Annotated in this window: 11 protein-coding genes; 6 read left to right on the top strand and 5 right to left on the bottom strand. The window is 40.2% G+C overall.

Features of this window, described 5'->3' with window-relative positions; all coding sequences use genetic code 11:
- Positions 1–278: 278 nt before the first annotated feature.
- Both N6H18_RS09215 and ribD read right to left on the bottom strand, forming a co-directional pair.
- Positions 279–1,184, bottom strand: a complete 906-nt coding sequence (locus tag N6H18_RS09215) for a class I SAM-dependent methyltransferase (protein WP_262311548.1) — start codon at positions 1,182–1,184, stop codon at positions 279–281.
- 105 nt (positions 1,185–1,289) lie between these two features.
- A complete protein-coding gene (gene ribD / locus N6H18_RS09210) occupies positions 1,290–2,312 on the bottom strand; it encodes a bifunctional diaminohydroxyphosphoribosylaminopyrimidine deaminase/5-amino-6-(5-phosphoribosylamino)uracil reductase RibD (RefSeq protein WP_262311547.1) in 1,023 nt (340 codons plus the stop codon).
- Positions 2,313–2,357: 45 nt separating this feature from the next.
- Here ribD and prmC point away from each other — a divergent pair, with 45 nt between their 5' ends.
- Positions 2,358–3,212, top strand: coding sequence for a peptide chain release factor N(5)-glutamine methyltransferase (prmC, locus tag N6H18_RS09205; RefSeq protein ID WP_262311546.1), 855 nt, complete (start codon positions 2,358–2,360; stop codon positions 3,210–3,212).
- Here the strand turns inward: prmC and N6H18_RS09200 are convergent.
- Together N6H18_RS09200 and N6H18_RS09195 are read right to left on the bottom strand one after the other, a co-directional pair.
- Complete coding sequence (locus N6H18_RS09200; protein ID WP_262311545.1) at positions 3,205–4,449, bottom strand: lysophospholipid acyltransferase family protein; 1,245 nt, start codon at positions 4,447–4,449, stop codon at positions 3,205–3,207. The genes prmC and N6H18_RS09200 overlap by 8 nt on opposite strands.
- The gene (locus N6H18_RS09195) at positions 4,449–5,471 is read right to left on the bottom strand and encodes an RluA family pseudouridine synthase (protein WP_262311544.1); all 1,023 of its coding nucleotides are present in this window, start codon (positions 5,469–5,471) and stop codon (positions 4,449–4,451) included. The genes N6H18_RS09200 and N6H18_RS09195 overlap by 1 nt, the downstream gene beginning before the upstream one ends.
- Positions 5,472–5,645: 174 nt before the next feature.
- On the opposite strand from N6H18_RS09195, the gene N6H18_RS09190 reads away from it, so the two are divergent.
- The 5 genes from N6H18_RS09190 to N6H18_RS09170 all read left to right on the top strand — a co-directional run bounded on the left by N6H18_RS09190 (position 5,646) and on the right by N6H18_RS09170 (position 12,530).
- Entirely contained in the window at positions 5,646–6,302 is a 657-nt protein-coding gene (locus N6H18_RS09190; protein ID WP_262311543.1) for a hypothetical protein, read from the top strand.
- A gap of 62 nt (positions 6,303–6,364) precedes the next feature.
- Complete coding sequence (locus N6H18_RS09185) at positions 6,365–7,891, top strand: DUF4384 domain-containing protein (protein WP_262311542.1); 1,527 nt, start codon at positions 6,365–6,367, stop codon at positions 7,889–7,891.
- A 24-nt stretch (positions 7,892–7,915) separates the two neighbouring features.
- Positions 7,916–10,825 (top strand): caspase family protein, encoded by a 2,910-nt coding sequence (locus N6H18_RS09180; protein ID WP_262311541.1) that lies wholly within the window; start codon positions 7,916–7,918, stop codon positions 10,823–10,825.
- Between the two features lie 44 nt (positions 10,826–10,869).
- Complete coding sequence (locus tag N6H18_RS09175; RefSeq protein WP_262311540.1) at positions 10,870–11,409, top strand: tellurite resistance TerB family protein; 540 nt, start codon at positions 10,870–10,872, stop codon at positions 11,407–11,409.
- A 146-nt stretch (positions 11,410–11,555) separates the two neighbouring features.
- A complete protein-coding gene (locus tag N6H18_RS09170; protein WP_262311539.1) occupies positions 11,556–12,530 on the top strand; it encodes a sensor histidine kinase in 975 nt (324 codons plus the stop codon).
- A gap of 117 nt (positions 12,531–12,647) precedes the next feature.
- Here N6H18_RS09170 and N6H18_RS09165 read toward each other — a convergent pair whose 3' ends face one another.
- Positions 12,648–14,636, bottom strand: a complete 1,989-nt coding sequence (locus N6H18_RS09165; RefSeq protein ID WP_262311538.1) for a tetratricopeptide repeat-containing sensor histidine kinase — start codon at positions 14,634–14,636, stop codon at positions 12,648–12,650.
- Positions 14,637–14,723 lie beyond the last annotated feature (87 nt).

Genomic DNA, 14,723 nt, shown 5'->3' with positions numbered 1-14,723 from the left:
ACCTGTAAAAATGGTTGGATTGTACTACAGCCAAAATGGCTTCTTTACAGTAGCCGCGGATATGAGATAACCTATTGATCAAGCTTAATAACTTATTGTCAATTAACGTTTAACATGCCTGTTCGGCAGGCAGATCCTTGAATTGAATAATTTAGGTTAACAACTAGAGACAGTGTTTACATAAAAAATGCTCAGCAGAAGTGCTGAGCATTTTTTATACACCTATTCGAAAAAAGGAAAAACAGTATCACAAGAGCTAGTCAACAGCAGATTTAGAATTAAATCTTCTCAAAAACCAATCGGTAGTGATCCATGATTTCCTGTTCGAAGCACACACGGTTGGGACTTACTTTGAATACAGCTACCTGGTGCCTAAATTCCTTGTTGGTCAATAGCTTTGGAACTAATGATAGGTACAGCCAATATTTCTTTAAGTTGAACTTTCTGAATTTCTTTCTCCATTGACCAATCGTCTCGATGTAATCCAATCGGCCACTGCTTTGTGAGATCAATTTGAAATGTGGCTTGGCACAATCTATTACCATCTCTGGACCGTATGGCAACCATGAACCTGGAAACTCCTTAATCATCAAAGCCAACACGTGTGAAGCTGACCCCTTTTCAGCATTGATATCAATTTCCTCAAAAGGGAGCATGTTTTTGCTAAAAGTCATCGTCTGCATATAGTATCGTCCCCCTACAGGCAATAAATCATAAAGGACTTTGAAGAAATTCTTATAGACTTCTTCTTGCTTTCCCGCTCTCCACTCTTCTACTGAGCAAAAATGCTCCAATCCACCAATACAGGTGATCGCATCAAAAGTCCCATAGTCAGCCGGAGTGACCGTTCTACAATCTCTTACGATGACATTGAACCCATTCTTCTGGCAAGCATCAGCCTGTCCTTGAGAAAGGGTGAGCCCCAAACTGGTTGCTCCTCTTTCCTTGACGATGTAGCGGGTGAATGGTGCCCAGCCACAGGCCATATCCAAGACCTTGCTACCCTCCTTAATATTTAAACTATCCGCAATAAACTTATGCTTGGCCTTTTGAGCTTCTTCAAGTGACATGGAGAAGTCTCCATCGTATTTGGCACCACTGTAATCTCCCGTTTCGCCCATGCTCAGACGAAATATCTTGTCGATGGTGGTGTAAGTAAAGTCTAGGTCTTCTTGTTGCGCCATGTTTTAGTTTTTTGCGTAGTGCAACGGCTACATCGCCATTGCTTCAGCTGTAAGATAGTATAATACCCAACCAGCCAAAGACAATTGTGATTAATTAACCTAGTATTAATATGGACGAAAAATGGTCAATTCATCTCCTTCGAGCTCCTGCGAGTCTATTTGATTGCCTATCAATCGTGGTGCAGATATGCCTGATTCAAAAGTTTTTTGAGAAACAAATACTCTCGCTTCATCCCAAAGTTTGGCTTGGATAAACTCACGTAACACAGTGCTCCCTCCTTCTATGATTACTGATTGGATATTGTGCTGATACAAGTCCATTAGGATGCCCAATACAAAGCTATCTTCCTCAATCTTTACAAACTCCAGATGACCATCGTGTGATGACCGAATCGTATTGTAGCATATGGTAGGTATAGAACCATCCTTGATATTGTATTCATCCACCAATTCCAGGTTTCGGTCGATGTACACCCGCAAAGGATCGGTTCCTTCCCAATCTCGGACATTCAGGGTTGGATTGTCAAACTTCACGGTATTCTTCCCCACTAAAATGGCGTCTTCCTCGGCTCTCCATTTATGGACCAATTTCCTAGAAGAGTCATTACTGATCCATTTGGAATCAAAATTTTCTCTAGCCACAAAGCCATTTGCTGTTTGCGCCCATTTCAAAATCACATAGGGCAGATTGGTCGTGATGGCCTTGAAAAAACGTCTATTCAACTCTAGTCCCACATCTGCCAGTAAGCCTACCTCTACTTCAATACCTGCCTGTTTCAATCTCGCAATTCCTCCTCCATTCACCAATGGAAAAGGGTCTTCGTTGGCGATGATGACTTTTTTGACTTTATGTTTGACAAGAAGGTCTACACAAGGGGGTGTTTTACCATGATGCGCACAAGGTTCTAGTGTCACATAGACCGTGCTCTTAGGTAACAGTGATTGATCCTCTACACTCTTGATAGCATTGACTTCTGCGTGTGCTTTTCCGTATTTTTGATGCCAGCCTTCGCCTATGATGCGCCCCTCATGCACAATCACACAGCCTACTACAGGATTGGGACTCACATGGCCTAGCCCCTTTAGTGCTAGGTCAAAAGCACGCTGCATAAATTCTCGGTCAGACATTTCAATCATCGCTTAAAGATACTTTTCTTTCCATATTTTTGTCACATGAAGGTAATCTTTCCTCGTGAGACACATCAATCCGTGGTTTCAACACTCTATCCTATTTTTGGTCAGCAAGAAGCAGAAGCTCTCAGTAAAATTGCCTTAGAAAAGATCTTTGATTGGAATCAAACTGACTTAATCCTCAATCAAGAATCAACTGTAGAGGAAAACAAAGTCGAACATTTGCATCAAGTGATCTCCAGACTTCAAAAACAAGAACCCATCCAGTATATTCTTGAAGAAGCAGATTTTTATGGTCGAAAATTTTATGTCAACGAAAATGTATTGATCCCGAGACAAGAGACAGAATCGCTGATCCAAATCATCAAAGAATATAAGAACTGGAAAAACGTCAAAATAGCCGATATAGGTACTGGGTCTGGCTGTATTCCTTGTAGTCTATACATAGAGATCAATACCAGCCTAGTAATCGCTTATGATATTAGTATTCCTGCTCTGGAGGTAGCAAAAAAAAATGCAGATTTATTGGGCTGCAAAATAGATTTCAGGCAATTAGACATCCTCAATCAGGATTTGGATGAAAAGGACTTGGACATCATCATCAGTAATCCTCCCTATGTCTTAGATAGAGAAAAGCAACAAATGACCTCCAATGTCTTGGATCACGAGCCACATTTGGCGCTGTTCGTAGAGGATAATCACCCGCTCGTTTTTTATGAAGCGATTGCTGTACGATCCAAAAGTACGTTAAAAAGAGGTGGTTGTCTTTTCTTCGAAATCAACGAAAAATTCGGCACTGAAGTAGCAGAATTATTGTCAACCTCAGGCTATGGTCAAGTACAGATACACCAAGACATCAACGGCAAAGACAGATTCGTCTCTGGAGAACTCATTTGATATAGCTCTTCAAATGTGTCACCTTTTGTACAAACTGACCATAGAGATTTCGAAGTTCAACTGATTTAGCAAGTTTCCTGTTTTGTGAGTAAACATACATGGCTTTGTCAAAGCGGCCATAAGCTAACAGAGTAGCAGGAACGACAAACAACACCACGACACTCACCCGCCATGACCCTGTTTGGGCATATGCCAAGACGGTATAACTCCACCACATCAACGGTGCTAATACTAGACCAATCCCAAAATAAATTGTGTCAGTAAACACCTTGTCCTTGATTCCGCGCATGATCTTCCAGGGAATAAATATGATAGGGAAATTTAGCACAAATCCAACAGCAGCCAATGGGCTCAATACCATCGCTAAAAGAGCCGTCCAAAACGGTTGCTCTCTCTTCTCAAACGGAAAATTCAATCCTCCTTTCTCCAATTGTTTACCCAAATCAAGAATCTCCTGCTTCTCTGTCTCTGTGGCCTTTAATTGAATGGTTCTGGCTTGTTGATTGATATTTTGATAATCTAAGATCAGCTTTTTAGGGCTTTGGTCATGGAAGAATACTTTCTCCAAATAAGCATACCCATCCTCAGGCAAGGCAGCATGAAAATCACTCAATGAAGATTCAAATTGATCTTTGAGAGCGTCAATGTTTTCAGGCGTTTCGGGTTTTGGCTCTACTTTGATCGGATCGCCATAATGCAATACGACGGATGACCTAAATTGAGACTGTCCAGAATATGTAAGCCCAATCGGCACGATGTACAACTCCGTCGGTGCATCAGCCTGAGCCAACCCTCCTAGGGCAATTCTCGCTATGCCTTTCTTCATCGGTTTGACTACATACCTGCTGTCATGAGTTCCCTCCGGAAAAAGCATCAACGATTCTTTGGCCTTAAAGGCATCAAAACAGGCTTGAAAAATCCTTTGATTCTCCTTGACAGAATTGACCCCATCTCTCGCCCGATATACTGGCATGAGATTGAGTGAATTCAAAAATCGTTTAACGAAAGGATTCTTAAAAACATCCGCCCTCACCAAATAATGCGTCATCTGATACACATGAGTGGTCATCAACAGTGGATCAACCAAAGCGTTTTGGTGATTGGCACCAAATATCACTGGCACACCTTTAGGGACATTTTCATATCCTACAACTTTGATTTTCTTATAGTAAAAGTGAAGAGCGGTACGGACGAACAACCAAAAGGAATAGTACCAAATGAATCGTATGAGTTGCATCAATCAATAGTATTAACATAATTCTCCCATTTTTCAATCACCGATTGAAAATCAGAAGGTAATTCTGAATCAAACTGAACAAATTTATTAGTAGACGGATGTACAAAACCGAGTGATTTGGCATGCAAAGCCTGTCTTGGTATCATTTTAAAGCAATTATCGACAAATTGTTTATACTTGGTAAAAGTAGTCCCCTTCAATATCTTGTCTCCACCATACGTCGCGTCATTGAACAATGGATGCCCAATATATTTGAGATGCGCTCTGATCTGATGTGTACGTCCAGTCTCTAGGTTGCATTTCAAGAGAGAAACATATCTCAAAGATTTGATCACTTCGTAATGAGTAATCGCCGTCCTACCAAAATCCCCTTCAGGAAATGGGGCTGTGATTCTTCTGTCCTTTAGACTTCTTCCGAGATTTACGTTGATAGTTCCCTTTTCCTCGGTAGGCTCTCCCCATACCAACGCATAATAGGTACGCTCTATACTGTGATCAAAAAACTGCTTGGCCAGACTGGTCATCGCCTTTTCTGTTTTGGCAATCACCAACAGTCCAGAAGTATCTTTGTCTATGCGGTGAACCAATCCTGGCCTACCGTCATTGTTGGGCATGGTGGGCAGGTTCTGAAAGTGCCAAGTAAGTGCATGAACTAGCGTACCAGACCAATTTTGATAGGCTGGGTGTACGACCATACCAGCCTCTTTGTTGACCACCAGCAAGTCATCATCTTCATAGACGATATTAAGCGGTATTTCCTCAGGAATAATATCTGTATCCTTTGGTGGTTCGGATAGTGCTACCACTACTACGTCACCAGGACGTATCTTATAGTTGGGTTTGACGATGAGGTCATTGACCTTGACCGATCCATCTTTGATTCCCTCCTGCACTTTGTTGCGAGTGACATTTGGCAAGCGATCCATCAGGAATTTGTCAATTCGCAACAACTCCTGCTTGGGGTCAGCGATGATCCGGTAATGCTCAAATAATTCTTCCTCCTCTAGGTACGTTTCTTCCATTGTCCGCAAATTTAGTCTTTGATTATTTTAATTACCTTGATTGACATTACTAATTCCTCGAACCACACTAGATAGCGAACGTTTAGAGAACTTTATTCATCGAATAATTTTTCAAAATTCAGCTTCTAGTGCATAAATTGAGTCGTTTAAAAAATCCAATAAAAATCAATAAACATGAAAACTAGAAATCTATATGCTTTAGGAGTTTTGATCGCTCTATTTTTTGCATTTTCTGCTCAGGCACAGCAAGACAAAAAAGATGTAAAAGCCTTGAAGAAGGAACTTAATGACAAGGCTATCAAAGAAGCAAGAAAAGAAGCTAAGCAAATCGAAAAGGACGGTTGGTTTACACAGCCAGGGACACTTCCTTTGGACAAACAAATCGAAACTGCTTGGATGAAAGAAGCACAGGTAGATGACGAAGGGTATCCAGAGTATTTTGTTGGATCAGGAACTTCACTGGCAGGCACTCAATCAGCAGCAAAACTTCAAGCCTCGACCATTGCAAAACAAGACTTAGCTGGTAGAATCAGCTCAACTATTGCTTCCATCATCGAGACCAATATCGCTACAGAGCAGCTGACTGCAGAGGATGCAGCAACTATCCAACAAACTGTGTCTGCCTCTACTGAGATCATTGCTCAAAAATTGGCTCGCGTGATCCCACTTACTGAGCTATATAGAAAAGAAGGTAAAAACTATGAATGCCAAATCAGAATAGCATACAGCCAAGAATTGGCTAAAAATGCTGCCAAAGATGTGATCAAACAAGAATTAGAAGACAAAACAAATGTAGCGAGAGAAAAACTCGACAAATTGATGAACTTCTAAAAAAGGATTATTTAATATAATGGGGAAGGGTCGTCTTCCCCATACTTTTAATGCATTTGAAAATGAATAAAGGTCTCCTCTTTCTATTACTCCTTACTCCTTTCATCCCTGTTCTTGGTCAAGCGCCCTCTTGGACCAATCATATGAGTAGGACCATCAATTACCCAGAGACGGAATATTTGGTTGGCTTCTTATCAGAAAATCACTACAGCCAAGAGTCTCAAGAAGATTTGCTTTTCAGACTCAAAAACTACAGCAGAGATCAATTATCTGAAAGTATCCTCGTCGATATCAAAAGTATCAGCACACTCAACATACACAATGTCAATGCCGACACCCACGAAGAATTCAAAAAGAAAAGCACCTCCGTCAGCAATGCCACTATAGCAGGTCTCAAAACCGAAACCTACTACGATTCCAAAAAGAAAATTGCTTACGCATTCTCTTATGCCAAAAAACAAGATGTTATCAACTATTATAGCCATGAGATCGCTAGAGACCTAGATTATGTACATACACAGTACCAAATCGTCAAAAATCAAATTGCAGCAGCTGATAATGAAAGAGCAATCAAAACACTGTACCAACTCCAAACTTCGATCAAAAACATAGAACAAAGTTCTACAATGTTGATCACCCTCACTGAGAATTACAACCATCCCGCTATCAAAAGAGATGAGGTCAATACCTTTAAAATCAACATTGACAATGAACTCCGAGCTGTAAGAAACACAGATCAATTCCAACTGGATGATGCTGCTTTTTTCATCGCCTATGCGCTCAACAGTCAATTAGAAGACAATAAGGAAACACCTCTGCGAGTCAACAATTTCACCTACCAAGACACTCCCATGTCTAGTTCCTTTTCTAGAAGAATGAAGACCAGTTTGGAACAAAAACTGACTCAATTGGGTTTCAGGGTAGCTAGTACAGGCAGCACTGATCAGGATGCTTATATCCTCAATGGAAACTACTGGGAAGAATCTGATAGAATCAAAATCAGCACCATCCTGCGAAACCAAACTAGCTCGGTAGCTATTGCCAGCGCAGATTGCTTTTTACCCAAAAGCACCTTGGATATCAATCAAATCAGTTACAAACCTGAGAATTATCAAGAAGCCATGGTATCCATGCAGCAGTTTGCTCAAAATGAAATCACAGGTGGGGGGTTGATCCTTGATGTGTTTACTAACAAAGGCACCGACAACCTCATTTTCACCAACGGTGAGGAAATGAAACTGTTCGTAAAGGCCAATAGAGAGTGCTATCTACGCTTCATTTATCATTTGGCTGATGGCAGTAAGGTTCTCTTGCTCAATGATTACTACATCAGTAGAGAGTATGTCAACAAAGCCTACGAATTGCCCGATAGTTTTGAATGCACAGAACCTTTCGGATTTGAAACTCTTCAACTCAATGCCCAAAGCATACCATTTGAACCACTGCAAACTAGAAAAGAGTATGGTTATGACTTCATCATCGAAAACAACGAAGCAATTATTCAAAAAACTCGAGGGTTCAAAAAATCTGAAAACTCCGAAACCTTGAAAGCAGAAAAACGACTAATGATCACAACTCTGAGTAACTAAAAGCATCCTAATCTTTAACCTATTATGAGAGTTACAACTCTAGTCCTATCAATTCTCCTTATAGCATATAGTACTCATGCGCAAAAATTAATCATTGACAACCAAGGACATTCAGGTCTCATTCATGGTCTATCCTTCATAGACCATGGTAAAAAATTACTTTCGATTTCTGAAGACAAAACAGTCAGAGTGTGGGATGTAGCAGATGGTTCGTTGCATCAAACATACAGGTTCGAAAGACAGGATGGGGTCAACGGAAAAATCTATGCCTCCGCTCTATCCAAAGACAAGAAGTTCCTCTTCCTAGGAGGGTATTTTGACAATCAAGAAGGTGACAAGGAGTCGATAGGCGAAATCCGAGTTATCGATTTAGCCAACAATAGATTACTGACTAGTCTAAAAGGACACCAAAATGTAGTGTTAGACATGGTTATTTCGCAAGACGGAAGCAAATTGGTAAGTGCATCGGCAGATCAATCTATCATTGTGTGGGACATTTCGTCCATTCAGAACGGTCGCTTGGCTAGTGTTCTCACCACCATACCTAACATTGACAATGTAATTAACACCATTGATATCAGCCGAGACGGCAAGTATATCGCGGTTGGAGACAATCAAGGATATGTAAAAACTTGGACCATCACAGGAACCAATCCTAGCAAATTCAAAATCCACGAAAAATCAGTCCGAAAAGTCAAATATGGTGATTACCAGCTACTCTCTGCGGGAGAAGATGGACAAATTGTAAAATGGACACTAAACGGCAAATTCAACGGCACTTTGGCGCAGTTGCCTGGTGCCATCAATGTATTAGAGATCTCTCCAGACAATCAATACCTCACTGCCATGGGTCGTGTAGGTATAGTATTCAAACTGAGTGATGAATCCATTATTTCAAGATTCGACTACCATACCAATGCAGTAAGCTCAATCACAACCGCTCCCTTTGAAAGCTTTGATGAAGCAACAGGCATCTATATCGCTTCTGCGGGAGGAGACGACAAAAACATTCTCATTTGGGAGGCAAAAAGTGGGAAACTAGTTAGAAACCTAGTGGGCTCAGGAAAGAGTGTCTTCGGAGTAGGTGTGGATGAAAAATTGAAAACCATTGGTTTCAGTCAAAGTAATCCAACAGGAAATTTGGACGATGTGGTCTTGGAAAAAGCTTTCGATCTCAACCAACTTCTGCTAATGAGAAGCATAGAATCGGTAGATAATTTCCATACTGCCACCATACAATACAAAGGCCTATATCTCTCCAAAGAATCCTCCAATTCAATAAAATTCGGAGAGAATATCATTGCCACAGATGAATTGAAGGACGGAACTGTCAGATCTTACTCCTTCATCAACGATGGTCAAGCTGTGGTGATCGGTTCATCTTATACACTCAGCAAATACACCCTCTCTGGCGAAAAACTGGGTAACTACATGGGTCACGAAGGAGAAGTTTGGGCAGTATCAGATTTTGCACAGCAGGGACTTGTTGTATCTGGAAGCAATGACCAAACCATCAAAATATGGAACAATGTAACAGGAGAAAACCTATTCACCCTATTTATCTCAGTAGATAATGAATGGGTGATATGGACTCCACAAGGATTCTACGAAGCATCTGCGGGTGGTGAAAAATACATCGGCTGGCATATCAACAAAGGGCGTAACAAACTCGCCGAATTCCATGATGTCTCTGCATTCAGCAAGTTTTATCACAGACCAGATGTAATCAAAGAAACGCTTCGTCTCAAATCCTATGAAAAAGTAGCTGAAGCTCTGTCGTTGAATGCCAAACCTGAAGAAAAAATCACTCCTCCGACAATCGCATGGTTGACTAAACCAGGGACTGTAGTAAATGGCGTAGAGGCAACCATCAACTTCCAGATAACATCACAAGACCCCGTCACACAAATCAAACTATTGGTCAATGGTCGACCTATCATTTCCAAATCAGAATTAAAAATTTCAGGAAATGGACAGGCAGAAAAGGTATCCTTGGAAGTGAAAATGCCAGAGGGAAGCAATGGAGAATATGCTTTCAGTGTCTTTGCAGCAGACAAAACCTCCAAAATCGTTTCCACAGAGATGGCTGTTACTTTCAAAAACGAAACGATCCAATCCAAATCTGTACAAACAACAGCAAGTACAGAAAGAAGCAAAGTCACATTGGATCCAATCAATAAAAAAATAACAAAAAGCAATCTCTACATGGTATCTATCGGTGTTTCCGAATTTGCTAATGCTAGCTATGACCTCAGGTATGCAGATGATGATGCCAATGCGATAGACGAAATGTTCAAAGCTCAAAAAGGAAAAATGTATAATTCGGTCACAAGCATCAAACTCACCAACAAGGATGCCACCAGAGCCAAGATATTGAATACCTTTCAACGCCTAGAGACTTACACCACTGTAGACGACTTTGTAATCATTTTCATCGCTTCTCACGGCATGAATGTCGACGACAACTTTTACATCATACCACATGATGGGGATGCCAACAATCCTCGCATATCCTGTATCGATTGGAGAGACTTTTCCGATTTAGTCGGAAATATGTCCGCCAAAGTGGTATTATTCATAGACACCTGCCACAGTGGACAACTCGGTAACAATATTGGCCAAAAGAAATTAAGTAACACAGAAGCTGTAAGACAGCTAGCAGGTAAAGAGTACGGTGTGGTGATCATGGCTGCCGCCACTGGCTATGAGTACTCTCTAGAGCACCCAGATTGGGGACACGGCGCTTTCACTCTATCTATCTTGGAAGGTATAAACGACGGTAAAGCCGATATCAAACCAGATGGAGTAGTCCACCTAAGAGAATTGGACTACTACTTGTCTGAGAGAGTACAAGAACTCACAGGTGGACGTCAGCATCCAACCACTCAAAAACCAAGCTCCATCAGCAAATTATCATTGGCTGAGATCAATTAGTACCCAACATTTAGTAAATTAAAGGCACATTAATAACCAATAGTATGACCGATCAAGCACTCCCTACCGAATACCAAAGATTACTCCTTAGAACTGTCTTTGCCTTTATGATATGTGATACGCACATTGCTCAAGATGAATTGGATTTCATAAGACAGAAAGCTAGCGAAAAGCACTTCTTCGGATCGCTGAATATTGAAGATGAACTCGCAGAGTTAATTGACCATGTAAACCGAAGAGGCATTGACTTCTTTGACGACTATTTTAAAAGGGTGAAACGTGTCAGCATGACTGACGATCAGGAGTTGCAATTGATAGATGCAGCTATTAGAACCGTACAAGCAGATGACAAAATCACCCAAGAAGAGATCAACTTTCTAAAAATCCTGCGAGTCCTACTCAATGTTTCTAATGAAAAAATACTAACCGCCTTTCCGAAAATAGGGCCTGACTTTGTTGATCAAGATAAATTCACTGAAATCTACTTCAAAGAACTCTATGCCAACTATGTCAAACTAACAGAAATGCCTGTTTTTGACATCAGTGATGTGAAAGACATAACTGCATCCACCAAAATTGAATAGCTGTTCTCAAGACTAAAAGTAAAAGAACTTCTCGTTGTGGAGAAGTCCTTTTACTTGCAATGAATATTTTTATATCCAAGTAATAATACATGTAATGGTAGCGTTTTTGATGAGTTGAATGATTACTACCTGCTAGTTATCGTTCGATGATTAAACAACACTCCGATTTGAATTACTTAAACAGACTCGGGACAGTCATCAAATTCACTTTAGCAGGTGTCATATTTGGTTTGATCTTTCCCATATTTGCTTTGATTCTTGACTGCCTGTTGAACCACATCCCTATGAATTGGGAAGGTTTCATCTATATTCATCACATCAATGTAATCCACTATGTGGTGGATACTGCTCCTTTGGTGTTAGGATTTGCGGGTTATAAACTTGGGCAATCTCATCAGAAAAAAAACAACATCAATAATCACTTATTGAAAATCAACCATTCTCTTGACAATTTCACTTACAAAATAACACATGATCTAAAAGGTCCTGCTACAAACATCAAAGGCCTCATCCATTTGCTAAAAAGAGATGACTTTACCGAATTAGAAAAAAAGGACTTCATTGAGAGATTGTACCAAGCTACTAATAGCTGGGTAGAAACTTTTCAAGATTTTTCAGAACTACTGCGTCAAGAAAAATCTGGCATCAGAGAAAAAAGCAATTGTGACCTTCATAAAACTTTAAAAGGTCTAGAAGAAGAATTGAAAATAGAAATAGAAGAGTCTCAAACCACTCTTTCTTATGACTTTTCTGCATCCAGACATATCTACATCTCTAAGTACGATTTAGATAGTATATTCAAAAACCTGATCACCAATGCTATCAAGTATAGCCACAAAGACCGAACTCCACTCATTAATATTAGAAGTGAGATGGTGAAAGACAATATTAAAATTGTATTCATTGACAATGGGATAGGAATCAATCTGGAAGTTCATGGCGAAAAGCTGTTTCAGGTATTTGAGAGATTACATGAAAAAGAAAGCGCCAGAGGTTCTGGGATAGGTTTGTATTTGGTCAAAAGTCAAGTAGAAGGTAATGGAGGAAGTATACATGTAGACAGTGTACCAGAGATTGGTACTACCTTCACTTTGACACTGCCTATTCATTCCAAAGCATAATTACCGCTTTTACAGAAACAGACTCCTTGATGGCCAGTTTCTGCCCATCTTTTCTCTATCTTCCCATGCAACAACAAGTCATGATTATCTGCGACCGCTATTCATGCGACTCTTGAATCAAGCATTGTCTTTCTGTTTTGCAACATGCAGCGTGATGGTTGTCCCTTTGCCTTTCACCGACTCCACCATCAATTTCCCTCCTAGAAGTTGTGTCCTTTCCTTGAGTGTCTTCATTCCCAAACTAGTAATGACACCCGCATTCTCTATCAAATCAAAACCTATTCCATAATCCTTTATCTGAATCACTACACGAGCTAGTTCGTCTTTGACCATTACAGCGGCGGATTCTGCCATCGAATGCTTCAGTATATTATTCAAACACTCCTGAATAATCCTATAGATCTGCAATTCCTTTGGCTTATCAAAAAAACCATCTATGGCATCTATCTCCTCAGAAAAGAATATATCTGAATACTCATCAGCATCCTTTACCAGTTTTTGTATCCCAGCGGTGAGACCCAAGTTCTCTAATACGGCAGGGTGCAGTGCCTTTGAGATCGATCTAACCTCCTCCAGAGCCCTGGCCACCATGTTTTCCGTATTTTCATCTTGATTCAAGGCCACCTTGTTTTTGATCAACATAAGACTCTGGCCGACAGAATCATGTAGATCTTGAGAAATTCTTCTTCTCTCATCCTCATGAGCGACTAGCAGTTGGCGCGAATAGATGGTTTCCAACTCTTTCGCTTGAATGGCAAATCTAGAAGATCGATAAAAATAGATCCCTGCAAAAAACATCAACAGACCGATTCCGATAGACCAACTCAATCGGGTTTTAAACAAATTAGATGTTGCAAGCATTTTGATTTCATTTTCCTGATCAGAGATCTGTCTCTCCCTGTGCTCTTTTTCATACAATGTCTCCATGTATAGCAGTGCATTGGACTTGCCAACACTGAATATGGAGTCTTTGATATGAATAGAAGACTGTAGGTGAGTATAAGCATTTTCAAAATCGCCTTTTGCCAAATAGCATTTATACGTCAAATTCTCCATTTCCATCACCTCTTCAAACTTCTTTTGAGTTAGGCATTGATGGATCAATTGTTTAGTTAAGGTAATTGTCTCGTCGTACCTGTTTTGACAATACAGGGAATAGACTTGAGCCCATAAATAAAGCTCATCCAGCCATTTGGATTCCTTAAACTTGTCTCGTTCAGCTTGCATTCGCTGAAAATAATGTAGGGCAGAATCACAGCGGTTGATTTTGGTATATGCAACTGTGAGCTTACTGTAAGCTGAATACCTTAAGTCTGGCTTTGGTTCGCCAAGAGAGACCACTTTTTTTAATAAACGAATCCCTAGACTATCATTATTCAATTTACGTGCTTCAGTGGCGTAGTTCATGTAATTCACCAGAATCATTCCAATCTCTGTACTTGAATTACTCAATTGGATGATTTTTTTTCGTTGCTCAATGGCCTTTTCTGCAAACCCGTTCATCCCATACAGTATAGCAGTCTCATTGATGGTTTTGATTAGGCTAGCGGTATCATAGTTATGAGTAAATATCGTACGCGCATTTTCCAACAATTCACCTGATTTGATAAAATCACCTTTTTGCATATATCTGGCAGCCGCAAATAAGTAGGCTTCTCCAAATTCCCTCTGAGATGAATCATTAAGAGTTTCATATATATGAATGGCTTTCTTATATTCTTGTAGCGAACTATCATATGCGTTTGTAAACTCATAGACATGCCCCAGCTGGATCAATAGTGCTGCCCTAGTAGATGATGACAACTGATCGTCCCAGTTAAGTGCTCTATGAAGGATTACAAATGCAGAATCAGGGATGAATACCTCCGAATAATATGTCCTAGCCAGAGATATCGCATACTTTGCGGCAAAGTCATACTTTTTTTCTGCTTCGGTATTTTGGATAATCCGAGAAATATATTTCTGATAGATCTCCAATTTCTCAGGATAAATCCATTGTTTCAGTGTATCATACAATGAAACCTTGGACTCCCAGGTCTGTTGTTTTTCGATCACCTCTAGGAGTGAATCATATTTGTGATTTCCATAACCCTTAAATATTATCAAAAAAGAAAAAATCACTAAAAAGAATACTCGCTGCACAACTATAGCATTATTGTAATTGATCAATGCGACCAAGTTCAGGATAAAATA

It is taken from the genome of Reichenbachiella agarivorans, assembly GCF_025502585.1.
In the GTDB taxonomy this organism is placed as follows: domain Bacteria; phylum Bacteroidota; class Bacteroidia; order Cytophagales; family Cyclobacteriaceae; genus Reichenbachiella; species Reichenbachiella agarivorans.
The sequence above is the reverse complement of the archived record's forward strand: the minus strand, read 5'-3'. Positions and strand labels throughout refer to the sequence as shown.